Origin of the sequence: Halomonas sp. A29 (assembly GCF_046723295.1) — a bacterium.
GTDB lineage: Bacteria > Pseudomonadota > Gammaproteobacteria > Pseudomonadales > Halomonadaceae > Halomonas.
The window spans coordinates 77,144-99,572 of sequence record NZ_JAXQPR010000013.1; the positions used below are offsets into that span (position 1 = coordinate 77,144).

Annotated in this window: 20 protein-coding genes; 5 read left to right on the forward strand and 15 right to left on the reverse strand. The window is 62.7% G+C overall.

The window, feature by feature from the left end:
* Positions 1–2: 2 nt before the first annotated feature.
* Both SPH52_RS20385 and SPH52_RS20390 read right to left on the reverse strand, forming a co-directional pair.
* Entirely contained in the window at positions 3–2,258 is a 2,256-nt protein-coding gene (locus SPH52_RS20385; protein ID WP_411796873.1) for a molybdopterin cofactor-binding domain-containing protein, read from the reverse strand.
* A gap of 11 nt (positions 2,259–2,269) precedes the next feature.
* Entirely contained in the window at positions 2,270–2,728 is a 459-nt protein-coding gene (locus tag SPH52_RS20390) for a (2Fe-2S)-binding protein (protein WP_411796874.1), read from the reverse strand.
* A gap of 275 nt (positions 2,729–3,003) precedes the next feature.
* On the opposite strand from SPH52_RS20390, the gene SPH52_RS20395 reads away from it, so the two are divergent.
* From SPH52_RS20395 to SPH52_RS20415, 5 genes are read left to right on the forward strand one after another with little or no spacing between them, the layout of a single operon-like run.
* A complete protein-coding gene (locus SPH52_RS20395) occupies positions 3,004–3,678 on the forward strand; it encodes a DUF1826 domain-containing protein (RefSeq protein WP_411796875.1) in 675 nt (224 codons plus the stop codon).
* A 56-nt stretch (positions 3,679–3,734) separates the two neighbouring features.
* Complete coding sequence (locus SPH52_RS20400) at positions 3,735–5,276, forward strand: ABC transporter substrate-binding protein (protein WP_411796876.1); 1,542 nt, start codon at positions 3,735–3,737, stop codon at positions 5,274–5,276.
* Entirely contained in the window at positions 5,273–6,256 is a 984-nt protein-coding gene (locus SPH52_RS20405) for an ABC transporter permease (protein WP_411796877.1), read from the forward strand. Before SPH52_RS20400 ends, SPH52_RS20405 begins: the two co-directional genes overlap by 4 nt.
* Positions 6,253–7,077: an ABC transporter permease gene (locus tag SPH52_RS20410; protein WP_411796878.1), complete on the forward strand. Its 825-nt coding sequence runs from the start codon at positions 6,253–6,255 to the stop codon at positions 7,075–7,077. The genes SPH52_RS20405 and SPH52_RS20410 overlap by 4 nt, the downstream gene beginning before the upstream one ends.
* Positions 7,074–8,510 (forward strand): ABC transporter ATP-binding protein, encoded by a 1,437-nt coding sequence (locus tag SPH52_RS20415; protein ID WP_411796879.1) that lies wholly within the window; start codon positions 7,074–7,076, stop codon positions 8,508–8,510. The genes SPH52_RS20410 and SPH52_RS20415 overlap by 4 nt, the downstream gene beginning before the upstream one ends.
* A gap of 99 nt (positions 8,511–8,609) precedes the next feature.
* On the opposite strand, the gene SPH52_RS20420 is transcribed toward SPH52_RS20415, so the two are convergent.
* The 13 genes from SPH52_RS20420 to SPH52_RS20480 all read right to left on the reverse strand — a co-directional run.
* Entirely contained in the window at positions 8,610–9,911 is a 1,302-nt protein-coding gene (locus tag SPH52_RS20420; RefSeq protein ID WP_411796880.1) for a D-alanyl-D-alanine carboxypeptidase, read from the reverse strand.
* A 186-nt stretch (positions 9,912–10,097) separates the two neighbouring features.
* On the reverse strand, positions 10,098–11,324 hold the full coding sequence (gene zigA / locus SPH52_RS20425; RefSeq protein WP_411796881.1) for a zinc metallochaperone GTPase ZigA: 1,227 nt from the start codon (positions 11,322–11,324) through the stop codon (positions 10,098–10,100).
* The gene (gene dksA, locus SPH52_RS20430; protein WP_411796882.1) at positions 11,324–11,752 is read right to left on the reverse strand and encodes an RNA polymerase-binding protein DksA; all 429 of its coding nucleotides are present in this window, start codon (positions 11,750–11,752) and stop codon (positions 11,324–11,326) included. The genes zigA and dksA overlap by 1 nt, the downstream gene beginning before the upstream one ends.
* 370 nt (positions 11,753–12,122) lie before the next feature.
* Positions 12,123–12,458, reverse strand: coding sequence for a hypothetical protein (locus tag SPH52_RS20435; protein WP_411796883.1), 336 nt, complete (start codon positions 12,456–12,458; stop codon positions 12,123–12,125).
* Positions 12,459–13,514, reverse strand: a complete 1,056-nt coding sequence (locus tag SPH52_RS20440) for a DUF6708 domain-containing protein (protein WP_411796884.1) — start codon at positions 13,512–13,514, stop codon at positions 12,459–12,461.
* Positions 13,515–13,517: 3 nt separating this feature from the next.
* Positions 13,518–13,997 (reverse strand): hypothetical protein, encoded by a 480-nt coding sequence (locus SPH52_RS20445; RefSeq protein WP_411796885.1) that lies wholly within the window; start codon positions 13,995–13,997, stop codon positions 13,518–13,520.
* Positions 13,998–14,073: 76 nt separating this feature from the next.
* Entirely contained in the window at positions 14,074–14,523 is a 450-nt protein-coding gene (locus SPH52_RS20450) for a toxin VasX (protein WP_411796886.1), read from the reverse strand.
* Positions 14,524–14,807: 284 nt separating this feature from the next.
* A complete protein-coding gene (locus tag SPH52_RS20455; RefSeq protein ID WP_411796887.1) occupies positions 14,808–15,185 on the reverse strand; it encodes a hypothetical protein in 378 nt (125 codons plus the stop codon).
* A 92-nt stretch (positions 15,186–15,277) separates the two neighbouring features.
* The gene (locus SPH52_RS20460; protein WP_411796888.1) at positions 15,278–16,291 is read right to left on the reverse strand and encodes a DUF6708 domain-containing protein; all 1,014 of its coding nucleotides are present in this window, start codon (positions 16,289–16,291) and stop codon (positions 15,278–15,280) included.
* A gap of 624 nt (positions 16,292–16,915) precedes the next feature.
* Positions 16,916–17,875 (reverse strand): DUF6708 domain-containing protein, encoded by a 960-nt coding sequence (locus SPH52_RS20465; protein WP_411796889.1) that lies wholly within the window; start codon positions 17,873–17,875, stop codon positions 16,916–16,918.
* Positions 17,876–17,878: 3 nt separating this feature from the next.
* Entirely contained in the window at positions 17,879–20,590 is a 2,712-nt protein-coding gene (locus tag SPH52_RS20470; RefSeq protein ID WP_411796890.1) for a T6SS effector BTH_I2691 family protein, read from the reverse strand.
* Positions 20,587–21,528, reverse strand: a complete 942-nt coding sequence (locus tag SPH52_RS20475) for a DUF4123 domain-containing protein (protein WP_411796891.1) — start codon at positions 21,526–21,528, stop codon at positions 20,587–20,589. The genes SPH52_RS20470 and SPH52_RS20475 overlap by 4 nt, the downstream gene beginning before the upstream one ends.
* The coding region (locus tag SPH52_RS20480; protein ID WP_411796892.1) for a DUF2345 domain-containing protein at positions 21,500–22,429 on the reverse strand (930 nt) is incomplete at its 5' end. The genes SPH52_RS20480 and SPH52_RS20475, both read right to left, overlap by 29 nt.

Consider the following 22,429-nt stretch of genomic DNA (forward strand, 5'->3'; position numbering starts at 1 on the left):
GGCTAGACCGGAAGCCGACGGCCAAACGGCATCTTGCGCAACCGCTCGCCGCTCGCATCGAAGAGCGCATTGGCCACGGCCGGGGCAAGCGGTGGCACACCCGGCTCGCCAACCCCGGTAGGGGCTTCGGTCGACGGCACGATGTGCACCTCGACCGCCGGCATCTCATTGATGCGCAGCACTTCGTAGTCGTTGAAGTTGGATTGCTGCACGACTCCCTCCTCCAGGGTGATCTCGCCATGCAGCGCGGCTGCCAAAGCGAAGCCGATCCCACCCTCCATCTGCGCCACGATCACGTCCGGATTGACGGCGATCCCGCAATCCACCGCACACACGACCCGGTCGACACGGTAGCTACCGTCCTCCTCGACCGTAACCTCGGCGACCTCCGCAACGAAGGAGCTGAAAGACTCGTGCACGGCGACACCACGGCCGCGCCGCTGCCCATCGCTACCGGGCTCGAGCGGCTGGTCCCAGCCTGCCTTCTCCGCCACCAGGTCCAGTACGCCACGAAGGCGGGGGTGCTCGCTCAGCAGCGCACGACGGAACGCGACGGGATCCTGCTCGGCGGCGACTGCCGCCTCATCGATCAGGCACTCCGTCGAGAACGCGGTATGCGTATGTCCCACCGAGCGCCACCATTGAATCGGCACGCCGATATCCTCCGGCGTATGCAGCTCGACCTGCAGGTTGGGCACGTCGTAGGCCAGGTTCGAGGCACCTTCGACCGAGGTCACGTCGACCCCGTCCTGAATCATGAAGGACTCCAGGGAGGTACCCAGTGCGATCGACTGGCCAACGAGGCGTTGGTGCCAGGCAATCAGTTGGCCATCGGCATCGAGGGCCAGGCGTCCGCGGTGGAAATACATCGGCCGGTAGTAGCCGCCGCGGGTATCGTCCGCACGCATCCAGACCAGCTTGACCGGGGCATCGATACCCTGCTCCCGCGCAGCCATGGCGATCGAAACCGCCTCCAGCAAGTAATCCGAGTGCGGGTTGCCACGCCTGCCGAAGCTGCCTCCCGCATACAGCTGTGTCAGGCTGACGTTCTCCGGGGCGATGCCCAGCAGCTCCGCCACGTACTGCTGGTCCATCGTTTGCCACTGCTCGCCGTTCCAGATATCGCAGCGTTCGTCGCCCAACTGGACCAGGCAGTTCAACGGCTCCATGGCCGCATGGGCAAGGTAGGGAAACTCGTAGTCGGCCTCGATCAGGGTCGCCGGCTCGGCCAGCGCCTCGGCCACATCGCCACGCTGTGCCGCCATCGTCCCTTCCTGCCCGGCCAGTTCACGATAGCGCGCCATGATCTCGTCGCTGCCCAGCGAGAAAGCCTCGCTGTCGTCCCACTCTATCTCCAGCGCATCGCGCCCCTGGCTCGCTGCCCAGGTGTTTTCCGCCAGCACCGCCACACCCTCGAAGCGGTGCGGTCCGCCGGCGAACTGCACCACATCGACGACGCCGGGTACTTCCCTGGCCTTGGTGTCGTCGAAACTCGCGACCCGGGATCCGAAACGGCTGGGGTGTGCCGGCACTGCGATCAGCATACCGGGCAACTTGATGTCCTGGGTAAAGACGGCGCTGCCGTCGGTCTTGCCGGCACTGTCCGTACGCGGCGTGTTACGCGTCCCGATCAAGGTGAAATCCTTGGGATCCTTGAGCGTCACCTCCTGCGGTACCGGCAGCTCGCCAGCGGCCTCGGCAAGCTCGCTGAAGTCCGCCTCGCGGCCTGATGCCTCATGCTTCACCACGCTCTGGCTGACGCTGATCTCCTCGGCCGAGACACCCCAGCGTTCGGCAGCGGCCGCCACCAGCATGGCGCGGGCCGTAGCGCCAGCCGTACGCATCTGTTCGTAGGAGTTGGCGATGGCCGTGCTGCCCCCGGTGCCTTGCAGGCCGAAGGCGAGGTTCTTGTAGCGCTCGGTATCCGCCGGGGCGCCTTCCACTCTCACGCGGCTCCAGTCCGCGTCCAGCTCCTCGGCGACCAGGGTGGCGAGCCCGGTATAGGTGCCCTGCCCCATCTCCAGGTGCTTGGCCAGGACGATGACGGTGCCATCAGCGGCAATCCGCACGAAGGCATTGGGCTCGAAGTCGGCCTCCGCGTCTTCCTGCGCGGCGGCCCGGTTTCCATTCAGGACCAACGGCGCCAGGTAGAGCCCCAGCACCAGGCCGGTGGAACCTTGCAGAAAGCGACGCCGGCTGACGTTGACGACACCCCCGGCTGCCTGCTCGGAGCCTGGCACTTGCTTGAGAATTCCCATCACAGCACTCCTTAGGCCAGGTTCTCGGCGGCGTCATGGATCGCGGCACGAATTCGAACGTAGGTCGCACAGCGACAGATGTTGCCGCTCATGGCGGAATCGATGTCGTCGTCGCTGGGGTCGGCATTGTCGCGTAGCAGGGCCACGGCCGACATGATCTGGCCGGACTGGCAATATCCGCACTGCACCACGTCGTGCTGGCGCCATGCCTCCTGCACGACCTTGCCGACGCGGTCCTCACCGATCGCCTCGATGGTCGTCACTTCCTTTCCGGCGGCGGCGGAAACGGGTGTGGTGCACGAGCGGATCGCTTGTCCGTCGAGATGCACGGTACAGGCGCCGCACAGGGACACACCGCAACCGTACTTGGTCCCGGTCAGGTTCACGACATCCCGCAGGGCCCAGAGCAGCGGCATGTTATCGGGCACGTCGAGCTGATGGGATTCACCATTGATGGTCAGGGTCGCCATGGGATTCCTCACGCTTTTTTGGTTATAGGCAGCGGTGCTGGGTGGCAATGCGTCCCGCCACCCCAGCGTCTCGATACTCGAGGCTACGCCAGAGTATAGGAAGGTCGCTTCCATGAGGATTAGCCCATTAATGGCGAATCATTGCCTGATCCTGTCACGCCAGGGCTGGGCACGACCTTGCCTTCGCATATCGGGCGAACGATTTGCCAAGTCCAGCGTACGTTATGTTATATAGTTACCTTTCAAGCCACACTGACTCATCAAGGTTACCGTCAATGCCCGCTCTCCCGACTCCCCACTCCCGGGTGACCACGCCTTTGGGCGTGCCAATGCCTGCCCACTGGGCATTCGGCCAGGACATCGAGGTTCTGCCACGTATCTTCGACGACGAGATTACCCTGGCGGTCATGGAGCGCCGGCTCGACTCGGCCCTGACCCTGGCCATACAAGCGCAGCTAGGCTGCCAACGCGGTCTCGAATGGCAATGGCGAGGCGCACCCGGCCAGGCAATGCAGGACGATCTGGCACGCCGGCTGCCTGCCCCCGAGGCAGGTGAAGCGCTGGTGGAGGATATCGGCACCATCGCCGAGGCCATGGCCTATCTCTTCTCGACCGACACCATCGGCATTCGCCTGCGCACGCTGGAAGGGGCCATGTGTCCGCGCTTCCACGTCGACAACCTGCCGGTGCGTCTCGTGAGTACCTATGCCGGCCCGGCCAGCGAGTGGTTGCCCGAACATGCCGCCAACCGAGCGGGGCTCGGCGCCCCGCATCCGGACAAGCCCGATATCGTGGCCGACCCTGGCGCCATTCAGCAGCTCGGCGTGGGTGACCTGGCCCTGCTGAAAGGCTGTGGCTGGGTCGGCAATGAAGAATGCGGCCTGATACACCGTAGCCCTCAGCCCGCACCGGGTGAGCGCCGCCTGCTGCTGGCACTGGATCCGGGCTGAAACGCTTGCGTCACAAACCTCCAACTCATCGAACCCCTGCACGGATGATCCTGCAAATGCCCCTCTCATCCCGATCTCTGACACCCCGATCCCTGCTGCTGGGTCTTGCCCTGCTGCCCCTTGCTGCAGCCGCCGACCGCCCACTCTCCGTGGTTGCCCCCTGGGAGATTACCGGCCCCGACCCGTCGACCTCGGGCTATGTCTTCGCCCGCATGCGCGTCGCCGAGACACTGGTCGATACCGACGCCGACGGTCAGCCCGCACCGGGGCTGGCAGCGTCCTGGCAGCCCAGTGAAGACAGCCTGACCTGGCGCTTCGCCCTGCGTGAAGGCATTACTTTTCACGACGGCAGCCCGCTGACGGCGGAAGCGGCGGCCGCGAGCCTGCAGCACGCCCTGGCCAAGCCGGGCATTCTCGATTCGGCGCCCATCACCGGCATCGAGGCCGACGGCAACGAGGTGGTGATCAAGCTCGAGAGCCCCTTCGCACCGCTGCCGGCCCTGCTGGCCCATTCCACCACCCTGATTCTTGCTCCGGGCGCCTTCGACGACGAGGGGCGGGTCACCCAGGTGATAGGTACCGGCCCCTACCGAGTGGCAAACGTGGCTCCTCCGCAGCGGCTCGACGTGGAGCGCTTCGACAACTACTGGGGCGAGGCGCCCGCCATCGACAGTGCCAGCTACCTGGCGGTAGGCCGCGGCGAGACCCGCGCGCTGATGGCCGAGAGCGGCGATGCCGACGTGGTGTTCACCCTCGATCCGGCCAGCCGTGCGCGTCTGGCGCGCCACGACCGCATTGCGCTGCACGCGGAGCCGCTGCCGCGCACCATCGTGTTCAAGGTCAACGCCTCTCATCCGATTCTCGAAGACGAGCGTGCCCGCCAGGCGCTGAGCCTGGCCATCGATCGCGAAGGTATTGCCGCCGGCCTGCTGCGTGACCCCGAAGCCGCCGCCGCCGAGCTGTTCCCGGCCAGCCTCGGGCCCTGGCACCTGGGTCTTGATGCCGACGAAGCGCAGGACGTGGAGCGCGCCCGCGAGCTGCTCGCCGAGCTGGGTTGGGAAGCCAACGGCAGCGGCATGCTCGAACGCGACGGCCGGCCTTTCGCACTGACCCTGCGGACCTTCTCCGACCGCCCCGAGCTGCCGCTGGTGGCTACCGCCCTGCAGGATCAATGGCGCGAGATCGGCGTGGCGCTGGAGGTCGAGGTGGGCAACGCCAGCGCGATCCCTTCCGGCCACCAGGACGGCAGCCTGGAACTGGGCCTGATGGCACGCAACTACGGCCTGGTGCCCGACCCGCTCGGCACCCTGCTCGACGACTTCGGCATCGACCCCGAGGCCATGGGCGGCGACTGGGGCGCTATGGGCTGGCGCGACGACGACCTGGCAGCCTGGCTCGATACCCTGCGCCAGGAGGCCGACCCCGAGGTCCGTACCGAACTGGCAGGGCAGGTCGCGCGACGCCTGAACGAGGCCATGCCGGTCGTGCCCGTGGCCTGGTACCAGCAGACCGCCGCGGTCAACGCCGAGCTGGAAGGCTTCTCCATCGATGCGCTGGAGCGCAGCTACCGCATCGACGAGCTGAGGTGGAGCGAATGAGTTTAGCGTTGGCCTCACAGACGACTCCACGCTGGACGGCAGGCCTGGGCGGCCTGCTGCTGCAGCGCCTATTCCAGGCCGGGCTGGTGGCGTGGATGGTCGGCACCCTGACCTTCGTGCTGACCCGCTCGCTGCCCGGCGACATGGCCTACCGCATCGCCGCCGGGCGTTACGGTCACGACATGGTCAATACCAATGCCGCCGAAGCCGTGCGCGCCGAGCTGGCGCTGGACCAGCCGGCGCTGACTGCCTACTTCGGCTGGCTGTGGGACCTGGTGCAGTTCGACCTGGGCCGCTCGCTGGTCAGCGGCCAGCCCGTGATATATGAACTTTGGCACCAACTCGGCCACTCCCTGGGCCTCGCGGCGATGGCCGTGCTGCTCTCGCTGCTGCTTGGCCCACCGCTGGGGCTGATCGCCGGGCTCAAACCCAATGGCTGGCTGGACCGGGTCAGTGAAGTGGCGGCCAGCGTGCTGCGTGCCCTGCCGCCTTTCGCCGTGGGCCTGCTGCTGATCCTGATCTTCTCGGTGTCGCTCGGCTGGCTACCCGCCGCCGGCCATGGCCGCCCCGCCCATGGCGTGCTCCCGGCACTCACCCTGGCGCTGGCGCTGGCCGCCATCTCCAGCCGGGTGGCGCGCAACGCCATGGCCGACGTATCGCAGTCAGCCTACTACGCCTTCTCGCGCACAAAGGGCCTGGGCGAGCGCCTGAGCTTCCTGCGCCACGGCCTGCGCAACGCCGCGGTGCCGGTGGTCGCCTACCTCGGCGTGCAGTTCGTCTATCTCATCGAGGGCGTGGTGGTGGTCGAGACCCTGTTCGCCTGGCCCGGTATCGGCCACGCCCTGGTGCATGCCATCGTCGCCCGCGACGTGCCGATGATCCAAGGCACTGCCCTGGTCATGGGGCTGATGTTCGTCGCCCTCAATACCGTGGTGGACCTGATTTGTCATTGGCTCGATCCCAGGAGGCGCAGCGCATGAACACGCTAGCAATGACTCCCGCTCGTCGCTGGCTGCCTGCCTTGAATGGCCGCCAGCGCCTCGGCGCCCTGCTGCTCGCCCTGCTGCTCGCCTTCGCCTGGCTGGTGCCCTGGCTCTCCGATGCCGACCCTGCGCGCCAGCAGTTGACCCGCATCCTGCAGTTGCCGTCGCTTGCCGAACCGCTCGGCACCGACCACCTGGGCCGTAGCCTTTTGGCCCGGCTGGCGTCCGCCGTGCAACTCTCGTTCGGCATGGCGCTGCTCAGCGTGACTACCGCTGCCATTCCGGGCGTGCTGTTGGGCGTGGTTGCTGGCTGGCACGGCGGTTGGACCGACCGCGTGCTGGGCAGTCTGGCCGATGCCTGCCTGGCCCTGCCCGGCCTGCTGCTGGTGCTGCTGCTGGTAGCCATCGCCCCGGGCAACTTCTGGGCGCTTTACGTCGGCATCTCGCTGGTGCTGTGGATCGAGTACTTCCGCGTGGTCAGGGCCCGCACGCGGATATTGGTCGCCACCCCTCAGCTCGAGGCGAGCCGGCTGCTCGGCTTCGGCCCGTTCTACCTGTTCCGCCGACATCTATGGCCGGAGCTCGCACCGCAGGTGCTGACCCTGGCCGCCTTCGGTGCCGCCAGCGCAATACTCGCCATGGCCGCGCTGGGCTTCGTCAGCGTCGGCCTGCGTCCCCCCACCGCCGAGCTGGGGCTAATGATGATCGAGCTGCTGCCCTACTACCATGAGGCGCCCTGGGCCATGGCCCAGCCCATCGTCGTGCTGTTCGTGCTGGTATTGAGCCTGAACCTGCTGGCAGGAAGGGATCCGAGATGAGTACATACTTACTTCAAGCCGAAGGCGTGACGATCCGGGGCGAGGGCGTCACGATCGCGCCCTTCTCCTGCTCGCTCGGACCCGGCGGCCGCCTGACCCTGCTCGGTGAGACCGGCTCGGGCAAGAGCCTGATCGCCCAGGCCATCATGGGCACGCTGCCACGTGGGCTCGTTGCCCAGGGCCAGTTGGTCATCGATGGCGAGGCGTTCGACGCCGCCGACAGCACGTCACGCCGCGCACTGTGGGGCCACCGTCTGGCGCTATTGCCCCAGGAGCCCTGGCATGCCCTGGACCCGACCATGCGCGCCGTTTCCCAGGTCGCCGAGAGCCACCGTCACGTGGCCGGACGCGACCGCCGCGCCGCCCGCCAGGCCGCCTGGGCCGACCTGGCCGAACTGGGTCTGGTTGACGCGGGCAACAGGCTGCCAGGTGAGCTCTCCGGCGGTATGGCGCAGCGCGTGGCCTTTGCCGCCGCCAGTGCCGGCGGCGCACCCATCGTGATCGCCGACGAGCCCACCAAGGGACTCGACGCACCACGCCGGGACGCTGTAGTCGAGCTGCTGGCGCGCACGCCCGAAGCCGGCGGCGCACTGCTCACCATTACCCATGATATCGACGTGGCCCGCCGACTGGGTGGCGAGGTGGTCATCCTGCGCCAGGGCCAGGTGGTCGAGCGCGGCCCGGTCCAGCAAGTGCTCACTCACCCGCAGAGTGAGTACGGCCAACGACTGCTGGCTGCCGAGCCCAGCCGCTGGCCGCGACCGCAGCCACTGGGCGAGCGCCGGGCGCCTGTCGTAAGTGCCACCGGCCTGGCCAAGAGCCGTGGCGGGCGCGAGCTGTTCCGCGACCTTTCGCTCTCGGTCAGCCCCGGCGAGATCGTCGGCGTGGTCGGCCCCTCCGGCTGCGGCAAAAGTACCCTGGGCGACATGCTGCTGGGCGTGACGCGCACCGATAGCGGCGATATTCACCGTGCGCAGGGGCACCCGCTGGGTTTCCAGAAGCTCTACCAGGACCCGCCAGCGGCGTTCTCACCGCACTGGCGGCTCTCCCGCCTGCTCGACGACCTGATGCGCCGCCATCGCCTGGATCGCGCTGCAATCCCGCCGCTGATGGCGCGCCTGGGGCTCGACGAGAATCTGCTGGGGCGGCGCCCCGGCGAAATCTCGGGCGGCGAGCTGCAGCGCTTCGCCATCCTGCGCGTGCTGCTGCTGGAGCCGTGCTTCCTGTTCGCTGACGAGCCCACCTCACGGCTCGACCCCATCACCCAGCGGCAGACGCTGGAGCTGCTGGTGGAGCTGGCCCGCGAGCGGCATTGCGGTGTGATGCTGGTGAGTCATGATCCCGCACTGATCGAGCGGACCTGCGACAAGCGCATATCCCTTGGTGCCACTGCCAGTGTGGCAAAACGGGAGCTGGATCCTGCCATCGCCTGAGGTGTTACAGCCTTGAAGGTGCCAGGCCCAAACGAACGACGCCCCGCAGGCGGGGCGTCGTTCTTGCAACTGGTCAAAAACAAGCGGATCAGCAATCGCTCAGTAGTGGGCGACCACCATGCAATCCATGCCTTGGGCACGCAGGCTGTTGCAGGCGGAGTGAGCGTCGCTCTCCTGCAGGTCGACCAGGCGGGCGCGGAAGACACGCCGCTCGCCGTCCGATTCCGCCACCGACACGCGCACGTCGCGCATGAGGCTGGCAAGACTATCGGCAGCACGGGTCGCCAGGTGGCGAGCCTGATCCGGATCATTGAAGGCTCCGACCTGTACCGCCCAGTTGCCACTGACGGCGCGCGGCGAATCGGCCTGGGCGATCAAGGCGCGAATCGGGTCGTCGGCGGAGCCCATCTCGATGTCCATTTCCGACTGGAAGGAGAGTCGGCGCTCTGAATCGGATACCTCAGGCATGGAGGTTGCCTGCGGCGCAGCCGCCAACTGCTGGGCCGAGGCCGGCGGGCTCTCCGACAGCTCCATGCGGTCACCCAGCACGTCGGCCCGGGCGATCCAGTCGCCACGCTGCAGCATGGAGAGCCGGGCGAAGCCGCGGTCGAGCAGGTCGGCCATATGGGTATCGCGCGAGGCAGCGGTAAAACCGCCCATTACCACCGAGACGATACGGCGGTTGTCACGAATCGCCGAGGTTGCAACGTTGAAGCCCGAAGCACGAATGAAGCCGGTCTTGAGACCATCGGCGCCAGGATAGTTGCGCACCAGCCGATTGTGGCTGGTATGGGTGGTGCCGCGATAAGTAAAACTCTGGGTAGAGAAGTAGTGATAGTACTGCGGATAATCCTGCATCAAGCGAACCGACAGGGTGGCCATATCACGCGCGGTAGTGACCTGGGCGTTGTCCGGCAGTCCTGATGCGTTGCGGAACACGGTATTGGGCATGCCCAGTTCATTGGCACGCTGGGTCATCATGCGCCCGAAGCTGGATTCCGTTCCGCCCAGCGCCTCGGCCACCACTACCGCAACGTCGTTGGCGGAGCGCACCACCAGGGCCTTGATGGCCTCTTCCACCGTGATGCTGCTACCCGCCGAAAGCCACAGCTTGGAAGCGGGCATGGAAGCGGCATGGGAAGATACCGGCAGCGACTGGTTGAGATGCATGCTGCCGTTCTCGAGTGCCTCGAACAGCATGTAGAGGGTCATCATCTTGGTCAGTGAAGCAGGATAGCGGGTGGCATCCGCATTGGCGGCGTGCAATACGTCGCCGCTCTCGACATCGATGACGATGGCCGCGTAACGGGGGTTGGCCTGCGCCGTACCGATCGACAACAGCTGAATGCAGAAAAAAACGAAGATGGCCACACCGAGGTAGTGTCGGTTGTAGGAGTGCATGACGAAGACCTCTGGTTCCCTTGTGATTCCCTGTGGCCCGATTCTAAAGCGGACCTAGATCCAGTATGGCCGTTAACGGGGCGGTTTACAGCCGGAATAGCGAGTTTTTTTGTCGATATACCGGCTGCTTCCATCATACTTTCGTTTATTAAATCAATTGGAATAACGGCTGACAATCTTGCCAACTCAGCCTGGCAATTCCCAGGCCGGGAAAGGATCGGGCAACGAACCCCAGGCTTGAGGACCATCCGCCAGTTCGGCATCGCCGATCAGGCAGGCATCCAGCGCTTGGCGAATCCTCGCCTCGTCGAGGTTCTGCCCGATGAAAACCAGCTCCTGGCGCATGTCGCCGAACGGCTCTTCCCACTGCTCCATGATATATCCTCGGCTCTCCGGATCCGTAGGCCAGCGCGACTCGGGCACTGACTTCCAGAACATGCCAGCGAAGCCATAGTGGGCGATGCCGCCCGCCTGACTCCACTGACCGGCAAATTCCGGCCGCGTCGCCAGCCAGAAGAAGCCCTTCGAGCGCAGCAGCTTGCCGCCAAACCAGTCTCCGTGCAATAGCTCGTGAAACTTCTGTGGATTAAAGGGGCGCCTGGCCCGGTAGACGAAGCTGGAGATGCCGTACTCCTGGGTTTCGGGCACGTGCTCGCCACGCAGCTCCTTGAGCCAGCCGGGGGCAAGCTGGGCTTTCTCGAAGCTGAAGCGGCCGGTGTCGAGCACCTTGTCGAGCGGCACCTGGCCATTGGCCATGGCAATCAGCTCGGCATCGGGATTTAGCGTACCCAGCACGGCTTTGACTTCGGCCAGTTGCTCTTCGTCGATCAGATCGGACTTGCTGATCAACAGCACGTCGCAGAACTCGATCTGATCGACCAGCAGGTCGGCCACATTGCGCAGATCATCCTCGCCGAGGCTCTCACCCGCTTCAGCCAATGATTTCGCCTCGCGATACTGCTCGAGGAAATTGGCGCCATCGACCACCGTAACCAGGGTATCCAGCCGGGCGACGCTGGAGAGGCTCTTCCCCTGCTCATCCTCGAAGGTGAAAGTTTCCGCTACCGGCAGCGGCTCGGAGATACCGGTGGATTCGATCACCAGGTAATCGAAGCGCCCTTCCTGTGCCAGCCGGCTCACTTCTATCAGCAGGTCCTCGCGCAGGGTGCAGCAGATACAGCCGTTGCTCATCTCCACCAGGCGTTCCTCTGCCCGGTTGAGGGCCACCTCACCCTCCTGACTGCCCGGGCCGCCGCGCACCAAGGCGGCATCGATGTTCACCTCGCTCATGTCGTTGACGATCACCGCTACGCGGCGGCCCTCACGGTTGGCCAGGATATGGTTGAGCAGGGTGGTCTTGCCGGCTCCGAGAAAGCCGGATAGAACGGTGACGGGCAAAGTATTGGGGGGCATCACTGGTCTCCTCTTGACTTGCTGTAGTGGTGTTCGTGCTTCTCCTGGCGCTCCTTGGCCTCGAGGCACAGCTCCGCGGTTGGCCGCAGCATCAGCCGCGCCAGCCCAATGGGCTGGCCGGTTTCGGCGCAGTAGCCGTAGTCGCCCTCCTCGATGCGCCGCAGCGCCTGGCCGATCTTGCGCAGCAGGCGCGTCTCGCGATCGGCTTGGCGCAGCAGCAGCCGCACATCCTCCTCTACCGCGGCGCGATCGAGCTCGTCACCGCTGCGTTCGTTGTCGGCAATGGCCTTGCGCACCTCTTCGAGATGCGCCTCCACCTCGGCCTGCTCGGTCAGCAGCCGCGCTTGAAAGAAGGCCAACTGCTCCTCGTTCATATATGACGCTTCTGGCATGGCCAGCAGTCGCTGCGCCTCGGGGTCGGCCTGCATGGCTTTCTCTCCTGAAAACGAACGTTATAACATAACAATTACACCTAAAAGCAAGTCCACTCGGATTCGATGCGCCCATTCCCCGTTTCCGAACCCATCCTTATTCAAATCCACCTGCGGCACAACTGGATCAAAACAATACGGCCCCACCAGGGGCAACAAAGATGAGAGAGAGCTGAAGCCAATGGTTCGGCAGCTCCATGGGGGTTGGATCGGTCACGATCAGGCCAACCGGGAAGCGAATCCACGGCTCGCTCAGCGCCAAAGACCGGACACGACCCAGCCGATCACAGAACGAAGTCCCCCTAACCTATGAAGGTACAGACTGGCGGCCGGTGGCGTCGAGCAGCATGCTGTAGAGTACTCCGGTTTAGCCAATGCCACTTTCCATGGCCAGCTCATTCAGTTCCGAGGCGATCCCCACCGGATCATTCAGCGCCACCATCACCGGAGGCATGCCAAGCGGTTCGGCCTGGGCATTGGCCCACCGCTGCAGCCCCTCGACCTGCCCCTGCCGTCCTCCGATACCGTTCATGGGAACCAGGCTGTGACCGAAGGGGGTGGGCGGAGGAACGCTGTCATCGTTGGAAACGGACCCCGGCATGCCCCCGGGTATCCAGGGATAGCCGGCTTCGGCAACACGTTCTTGCAGTTCGGCCAGAGGGGCGGCGTGATCGGCACAGGTAATAGTGAGGCAGCGGCCCACTCAGCTCCAAAGGCCAGACACGATCCAGACGATCACGCCGACGAAGCCACCTACGCCAATGACGGTGCAGATCAGCGGCCAGTAGAGTTCCCACCAGCCAATCGGGCCATTGTCGCGCCACGTCAGTACGTAGGGATCATCCGCGTCTACCGGACTTTCCCGCACCACCTCCTCAGGCCACTTCGGCACCTTGCTGGTCCACATCGCAAACATTCGGCCGATGGCGTTAAGCCCCAGCACGGGGGAGCCAAGCAACTGTAGCCATGGCCAATGGCCCGTCCAGGCATAGTTTTGCACGATGCTCCAGCGCCAGCCCTCTTTGCGCCCATCTACCGGCATCAAATATCCCGTATTCTCTTTAAGATGGCGCCAGGTGCGCTCTACGCCATTCTCCGCTTCCATATAGGGCTGTAGGAAGGCCCAGAACTTGTCGATCGACTCGGCATTTCCCAGTAATGATGGATATCCCAGTGAAAACGATTCGCGCACCGTTTCGCCATCGGCATCCAGCACATGGGCGCGTAGATCATAGGTGGTGCCCGACAACGGACTCTTTTCCTTCCCTAAAGTCAGAAACAGTGAGTCCCAGGGCACCGTCAGGATGGTGCCGTTCTGGCGGAAGAAATGCACCTGTCGTGTCTTGCGATTCAGGCGCATGGGGTAGTGGGTCAAGCGGCCACACTCGGTTCGGATCAGCCACCAGCCGCCCCAAACGAATGCCAGGAAAAGCGGAGTCAAAAAGCTTAGTCCAATCCAGTCCACCATCTCTACAGGTGCGGTGCGGCCGGAAAAAAATAGGGCACTATATATCCCCGCCGCCCCCCCAACGGAAAGTAAAATGACACAGATTCCAAACCAAATATTGAACCCTTTGATCGGATACCAGCGATCTACTAATTCCATATAGCTGCTGTTACATTTTATGACCGACAGAAAATCCATCGGAGGTGCGCTACTTGGCTTCTTCTGATGGTAACGTGCCGCGCGCTCGGCCTCGGTCAGGGGACGATCCACGGGGAAACGGATATTACGGTAATCCAGTCCAGCGTAATCCATGCGTTAGCCTTTCATCTCGTTAAGGGCCAGCTCCAGTTCGCGCAGCTCTAATTCCGGATCTCGGTAGCGCTCACCTGCCTCAAATTTTCCGAAATGGCATCTCTCCAGCCAGTCCTGTATCTTGTTGTCCTTGAAGATCTCGATCAAGACGGCGATCACGATCACTAACACAATCAATACGATGCCTACACCAGTGGCAGCAGCACCAAAAAGCATCGTGCCCAATTTCGTGAAGGCCACAACCGCAAGAGAAGTAAATATTCCTGATGTGAGGAACAGTGCACCAGCCCCACCATTCCCCTCTTGGATCTCCTGCCACCCACGGATACCGCCCCATATTGCCATCGCCACACCCGTGGCAATACCCAGAACTTTTCCTACTATACGCAAGGCAACGCCAACGTATCGCTCCAGCGCCTTGGCAATGCGGCTACCTGTCTGCGCCGCCCTCTCCGACCATCTACCAGCTGTCTCAGTCAGCACCCCCACCAAACCCACAAGCCCGGTGTGATAGCACCAGCGGTTTTCGTTCTTCTCATGCGCCAGGCCATTGGCCAGATCATCTGGCCAGCTTGCCCAGCGCGATGATCTGCAGTATGCCCGCCACCACGCCCAATCCGGCCTCGGTGGGCAGCAGTTGGCGCCAACGCAAACGTGTCATCTCCTGACGATCGGCTGGGGTCAGGATGACGGCTTCGGCGAAACGTTCTTGCAGTTCGGCCAGAGGGGCGGCGTGATCGGCACTACCGCCACGCCAGGCGGCCAGCGAGAGTTTTCGCATGTGATCCCGCCGCCGCAGGCCACCGCTCCCCACCGCGGCGTTGGTGGCATGCTCGTGCCACACGCGCTTGGTCCAGGCGGTATCGGAGAAGGCCAGGTAGATATCCCCCGCCTGGTCGGCGTTGGGAATGGTGAGGCAGCGGCCCGAATAGTGGTGATCAGGATTGCTGGCGCAGGTGAACTCTTCCTCCCGGAGCGGCAGCAGCAGGGCATCGATGCCCTGCTGCAACCGCCGCTCCTAGAAAGCCGCCCGGATCAGCAAGGTGATGCCAACCCCGAGCACCGCCAGCCCGACGAACCCTAGCAACGCCACCGTCAATCGCCGTGAGAAGCGCGCCTGAAGTTGAATGTCCTTACTCTGATCTGCCTTCCCTGTAACCATTTCCAAAGCTCTTTTCTGACGGTATTGAAAGCCTCCATTGCAGGAGCCTAATTCATAGTTAACCTTACTTGTGAAGCTGGGATAGTTGCCCTCCCTTTTCCATCCCGCAGATAGTAACCGGGCCGGGGTGATTACCTTCCCAGCAACGCGCCATCTAGCAACGAGCTCCCGAAGGTGACAATACCGGTCCGTTCCTCAAACGAGACTGGCTCGCCGTTGGCATCCCAATAGCCCGACACTACGCATTCATCGACGGTGGTCAGGCTCCTGCCGGCTGACACATTCGCCTTGAATACACTGGCTGTCGAATAGTTAGCCGGCTGTGAGTAGGCGGCCTGTTGCATATGAATACCCGCGACGCCCCTTGCCAGTACCTCGCCATCGGCCTTGAAGTCTATGGCCACCCGGCCGCTGGGCGGAAAGCCCAGCCCCGGCGTGAGTGCCACGACAGTGGCACTGGCGGGCAGCCTCGTGGTGCCTGGGCTGCTGCTACAGAACAGTACTTCCATCAGGACCCGTGGGCCTGTGACCACATCGTCTGCGGCCGGCTCCGTACAGCCGGCCAGCAGCAAGCTACAAAATGCTATGCACCATGCCCGATTCATCGGCGCCCTCCACCCTGCAGGCGCATTCGCTCTAGTTGGCGTTCTAGTGAGCCGGGCCGGTTGGCGAACTCCCCCTGATAGCTGGGTTCTTCCCATCGGTGCGGGTCGTTCGGTTCGACCTGGCACTCGGCCTCCACCTCCGGTGGCCATACCGGCGTCTTGCAGCTGTTCAAGGTCAGCCAACGTCCCAAGGTCAGCAAACCAACGATCGTGTAGAACAGCGGAAACAGCACAAACCGCAAGGCAATGAATCCCGGGCCCATATGGGCGTAGGCATGAATGTAACAGTTGGTCCAAGAAGGGGTGACCGATTTGTCGATCTGACGATCCAGCGGGTGTTCGGCAACCGTTTCCGGGCCTTCCTCCATATAGCGGCGAATGAACTCCCACATCGCCTGGATGCGATCCATCCGGCTGTCATCGAAATAGTGGCCCACAGCGAAGGTATCCTTGATCCTCGAGCCCTTAAGCACATGGCCGCGTATATCGCACAGGAACTTCTGCTCCATCCCGCGCCCGACATGCCAAAACACCTCGTCCCAAGGCACCGTCAATACGCCGCCCGGGCCATTGTGTCGAAAGACATACACCTTACGGTCCTTGCGGTTGAAACGAATAGGGTAATGAGTATAGGTAAACAAATCCTTACTAAAATGGCGGCGCCAAGCAAACCAAGTAAATCCGAAAACTAACACTGACATAACAGCAGCAAAAACCCCATTAGCAACAACCTCATGCCCTCTTAGCAAATCATAAATAGAGTAAACAACAAAAAACAATCCGCCTAAAAAAATAAGAAGCGCAAGCAACCCGCCAAAAGTTGTATAAGCCATCCCCCGCAAGCGATCTCGGCGATCAATAAATTCAGCATAAGTCGAGTTAAAACTAATCAGGCTACCAAATGAATCTGGGATAATGCCAGGCTGCCGCTGCTTCGGAAGTTCTGCATAGCGCTCTTCACGCTCCAGAGGACGATCCAGCTTGAAAGGTTTGGTCCAGCCTGTAAGCATTATTTACCCCCCATAGCGGCGTTTTCGCCGCCTTCCTGTCCAAGTGCCTCCATTGCCAGTTCAAACTGCTCCATTTCCACCTCGAGGTTATCGTAGCGCTCACTTTCTAACTTCCGAAGTAACTGCGCTCCATCCAATCCTGAAAGGAATTATTATTGATAAAGTCAATCCATAGAGAAAACCCTATGACAGCAAGAGCGAGAATGACGCCCCAGCCAGTCGCGGACAACCCAAGCAATGTAAGCCTAGATTCATAGATATAACCGCGGTACTTTGGACCGCACGGTAGAGGCAGGAGGGCCAGCGCCGGTACCCTTCTCAGCTCACCGACCAAAGTGAAGCAGAGCATGGGATACCGACAGCTGACCCAGACCCAACGATATCAGATCCACGCCCGTTAGGACCTAGGCATGAGCCAGCGCCAGATCAGCAGGGAGTTGATCATCCACAGCAGCACGATCAGCCGAGAGCTGCGCCGAAAGGCCCACTCAGCGCCAAAGGCCAGACACGATCCAGACGATCACGCCGACGAAGCCACCTACGCCAATGACGGTGCAGATCAGCGGCCAGTAGAGTTCCCACCAGCCAATCGGGCCATTGTCGCGCCACGTCAGTACGTAGGGATCATCCGCGTCTACCGGACTCTCCCGCTCGATCTCCTCCGGCCATTTCGGTACCTTGCTGGTNCTCCCGCTCGATCTCCTCCGGCCATTTCGGTACCTTGCTGGTCCCCATCGCCAACATCCGACCGATGGCATTCAAACCAAAAAAAGGTGAGAATACCAATTGCAAATAAGGCCAATGTGCGCCCAGCATGAAGCTACGTACAATACTCCAGCGCCAGCCCTCCTTGCGATTGTCTACCGGTACAAAATACTCCGCATCGTTCTTGAGATAGCGCCAAGTGCGCTCTACACCATCCTCTGCTTCCATATAGGGTTGCAGAAAGGCCCAGAATTTGTCGATTGATGCTGCATTACCCAACGGGGAGGGATACCCCAGCGTGAACGACTCGCGCACCGTTTCGCCATCGGCATCCAGCACATGGGCGCGTAGATCATAGGTGGTGCCCGACAGCGGACTCTTTTCCTTCCCTAAAGTCAGAAACAGTGAGTCCCAGGGCACCGTCAGGACGGTGCCGTTCTGGCGAAAGAAGTGCACCTGACGTGTCTTGCGGTTCAGGCGCATGGGGTAGTGGGTCCAGCGGCCGCATTCGGTGCGGATCAGCCACCAGCCGCCCCAGACAAGCCCGAGTGCAATTGGCAGAAAGACGATCACCATGAACCAAAGTGCTTCACGCTGCTCTGTCACAGGCGCCCAGAAAAACGCCCAAATAATAATACAGGCCCCAGCGAGACTGAGCCCTGAAACACATACCCCAAACCAAGTATTGAACCCCTTTATTGAATACCAGCGATCCACTAGATCAATATAGCTACTATTGAAATTTATTACCGATAAAAAATCCATCGGCGGTGCGCTGCTTGGCTTCCTCTGATCGTAGCGCGCCCCTTTCTCGCCCTCTGTTAAAGGGCGATCCACGGGAAAACGGATATTGCGATAATCCAGTCCAGCGTAATCCATGCGTCAGCCTTTCATGTCGTTAAGGGCCAGTTCCAGTTCGCGCAGCTCCAATTCCGGATCCCGGTAGCGCTCACCTGCCTCAAATTTTCCGAAATGGCATCTCTCCAGCCAGTCCTGTATCTTGTTGTCCTTGAGGATCTCGATCAAGACGGCGATCACTATCACCAACACCACCAAGACAATACCCACACCAGTGGCGAAAGCACCAAAAATCATCGCACCCAATTTCGTGAAGGAAACCAATGCTACGATAGTACCGAAACCCGACCCTATGAATAACGCTCCTACCCAAGCATTTCCTTCTCCAAGCTCTTGTAGTCCGCGTCGAAAATCCCATATCGCCATCACCACGCCCGCGCCAATCCCCAAGCCACGGCCGGCAAAGCGGAAGAAGCGCCCGAGATAGCGTTCGATAAATCGCCCCAGTCGACTACCTGTCTGCACCGCCCTCTCCGACCATCTACCAGCTGTCTCCGACAGCACCCCCACCAAACCCACAAGGCCGGTGTGATAGCGCCAGCGGTTTTCGTTCTTTTCATGCGCCAGACTATTGGCCAGATCATCGGCCAGCTTGCGCAACGCGATGATTTGCAGTATGCCCGCTATTACACCCAATCCGGCCTCGGTGGGCAGCAGCTGGCGCCAACGCAAACGTGTCATCTCCTGACGATCGGCCGGGGTCAGGATAACGGCCTCGGCGAAACGGCGAGCATTGCCCTGGGCATCCTTCCCGGGAAAATCTCCAACGACCCTAGGGTCGGCCATGATCAGGTAGCGGTGCCGACCGCTGCCTTCGACAGCAGTGCCGTAGATGCGTGCCTTACGCATCTGGATATCGATCGCCCGGTTCAGGTCATCCAGCGATCCCACTTCGGGGTTGACCGCCACCATGCGGGCGATCAGCTCCGCAATTGCCTGGCCTCTACTCATCGTCACATCTACCAGGATCACCGGCGCACGGGCAATGACGCCCATTGCCACCAACGCCGGTCCCACGGCCCGGTCAACCGCTGTTGCGGCCACCTTACCGAGGGGGCCGCCCATGGCGACTGTCAGCCGCACGACCGCGTTCTTGCCTCCCTCGCGGAGAGCACTGCGCGCCTCGTCGTAACCTTTGATCAGGCCATCCCAGGGTAAACCACGCAGAGCTTCCGCCTGTAACCCTCCTTGCACTTGCCCTTCCCACTGTTCCAGTATCGCCTCCTGGTGGTAACCCAGAGCTCTCAGTAGCAGGTTACGCCGCTCAACGGTCGTCGCAGAGAGCCAGCGCTCGTAAAGCGCCACGCAAGGGGCATACTCCTGAGTGTCTTGAATGCATAGCAACAGCGCATCGACAAAGGAAGCACCGGAATCGATGTCCTTGTCGTCATGTTGGGCATCCAAGTACTGGTAGAGGTTATCGCTCTCCATCCACTCCACATGGGCTCGAGCCAGCGGGGCCAATTGCTCGCTATCGAAGCTCTGCAACTCCTGTTGCCAAGCGGCCTCCCACGAGTGCAACCTTGGCTTGTCGAGCTTGTCACGGTAGCTACTCCAAGCGTCGTCTCGGGCAGTTGCCAACTGCTCGGGGGTGGGGTCACGCCAGCGCTCCAACATCTCTTGCTGCCGTTCACGCACGGTGGAGCTGAATACCCCTGCCAGCGCTATCCCGCCACCTCCATAGCCTCCACCGTAAACCAACTGAGTGGCGCTACGCTCGGTGCGATAGATCTGCCGATTCTCGGCATCTTCGCGAATACTCTGCCGGATATTGGCGATGGCCGAGGAGATCGCCAGCGGCCGGGCGTGGTCGGGATCTGCCATCTTTTCGCGCAGCCTCGCCCCCATCAGCCCCGCCAGATCGGCGGCAATGCCTACCGGATCCTCCAGCGCCACCATCACCGGCTGCATGCCGAGGGGTTCGGCCTGGTCATCGGCCCACCGCTGCAGTCCCTCGGTCTGCCCCCCGATACCGTTCATGGGGACCAGGCTGTGACCGAAGGGGGTCGGCGGGGGAACGCTGTCTTCGTTGGAGACGAACGCCGGCATGTCGGCAGGCATCCACGGATAGCCGGCTTCGGCGACACGCTCTTCCAGTTCGGCCAGTGGGGCGGCATGCTCGGCACTGCCGCCACGCCAGGCGGCCAGCGAGAGTTTTCGCATGTGATCCCGACGCCGCAGGCCACCGCTCCCCACCGCGGCGTTGGTGGCATGCTCGTGCCACACGCGCTTGGTCCAGGCGGTATCGGAGAAAGCCAGGTAGATATCCCCCGCCTGGTCGGCATTGGGGATGGTGAGGCAGCGGCCCGGATAGTGGTGATCAGGATTGCTGGCGCAGGTGAACTCTTCCTCCCGGGGCGGCGGTTGCAGCAGGGCATCGATGCCGCCCTGTACCCGCTCCGGATTCATCCGCGCCAGGATGTCGTGCTTGATTTCCGTGACATAGGGAAACAGGTAGCCCCGTTCCGTGACCACGTAGCCAGACCAGCTCCCGCGTGCTTCGTTGAACACATACAGATAGCCGCCTCGCAGCATACGCAGGGTATAGGCCTGCCCGTTCGGCAGGCCTATATCGGTCACCCCGGCACCGAAGGACCCGCTCAGCGCCGGTCCCGAAGGGGCTGAGTTCCTGCTGTCGGTGCGGGTGATGGCGTAGCGCAGAGGCAGGATCGGCAATCCCCCCTTCTGGCAATAGGGGCATGCCGCGATGGATTGTTGTTGGGTCGAGCTGCTCATCGAGCCTCCTTGCGTCTATCTGGGCCTGCCAGCTCGGCAGCCAGGCTGGCCATCCTGGCGTCATCGAGGTCGGCACAGGCCGCAGTATAAGAGATGCCCTGCTCACGAACGCGGTCGAGCCGGGCATGGATCGTTGGGTGAGAGTGAATCTGAGGGTGAAAGCGCACCGCCTGTTCGGCATAGCACTGGCGATCATCCTCGTCAGCCAGTGGCTGTCGTTCCGCTTGCTCCAGCAGAGTGTCGACCCATCGCCACAAGGCTGCATCCTGCTCTCGTTCGGGTTCTGCCAGTTCCAGCGCGTCCAAGGTGCGATTGAGCAACGCCAAGCGATCGATACGAGCCCACTGTGCTCGGCTGAGCAGCAGGTGAAGCACGTCCGACGCCTGATCCGACTGGTGCCGCCGGCAATACCAGTGCCCCTGCGCATCCGGCCAGTACCAGGCGTCTATCGGCCCTAATAGACGGTCCATCTGTTCGGCATCCAACTGCCAACACAAGTGACGGAAGACATAAGGGTCGTAGAACCGCAGCCACCAACGCCGCTTGTCACCGGGGCGACGCTGCTCCAGGTGGAGTTTGAGGTGTTGCGCCATCCGCTCCGCAGGTGCACGGCTGTCCAACAAAGCGCAGAAGAATGCCACGCCACGCCGCTGGTGCTGTTCAATACGCTCGGCCAGCGCCTCGCGAGCCCCGGCCGAGAGCTCATTCAAATGGATCAGCTGCGGCAACAGATGCGGCCGGGTGTTGACGTTTCCGGTCACCAGTGGCTCACCCGGCAAGTCGACCCAGGCGTCCGTATCCACCGTCAGCGGATTCAGCAGAGCGTAGGAGCATTGCCGCAGCCACTGTGACGGCAACTCATCGGCTCTCTCGGCATATAGCGGTTCGTGATTCGCAGGCATCTTGCCGTTACCCTCCCAGCGGCGTGGCTCCTGCACGCTGCTGATCCGCCCCCTTCATCTGGGATTCACATCCACTCTCTGGCATTACCGGCAGATTGCTGCCCATGCTCGTTGGCCCTGCAAAGGCGTGCTGGGCGCCCTTGACGTCGATCCTGCCGGGGGCGTGGATCTCGATATCGCCCCCCTTGAGACGGATGTAGCCGCCCCCGCTAGAGAGCAGAACCTCGTCGGCAGCCTCAATGCGCACCAGGCCTTCGGTCGAGGTGACCTTGACGTCCTTCTCGGCGGTCAGCTCCATCGCGTCGCTCTGGGCCTGGACCTCGACCTTGCCCCGCGCAGCAAACAGCTTGATCCCGGCGTTCTGCACGAACAGCGAGAGTTTCTCGGAGATGGCGGCGATCAGGCTGCGCCCGGTGGCCAGGTTGATGTCTTCGCCGCTGGTTACGCTGAGCGATTTGCCTTGCGCCAGGTGGCTCGATTCGGGGGTGCTCAGCGCGATCCCCGCCGGCGAGGCGAGGTGCAGCCAGGGGGCGTTGAGGCGTGCGGCTTCGCCACGCCCGCCCTGGCTGGCCCCTTGGGCGGTGGCGTGATCGGCGTCGCCGCTGCCGGCTCCGGGGCCGTAGGTGCCTTGGGTGTCGTCGCCGGCTTGCTTGAGGTGGTCGCGGGCAGCCAGGGGCTCGGCGTGGTGCTGCTCGGCACTGCCGCTGAGGCTGTCGGCGAGGCGGTAGGCGCTGTGCAGTTGCTGGGTGGCGGGGCTGAGGTCGAGCTGGTCGCCGGCGCCGCCGAGCTGACCCCAGCTGGTGAGGTAGAGCCCGTCGTTGGCGCGGATGGCGCCGTAGGCGTCGCTGCGCAGTTCGAAGCCGGTGCCGCGAAAGGCGCCGCGGGTGTTGCCGTGCTGGTGGATGAGGTAGCCGAGGTTGAGTTGGCTCTTGGCGTG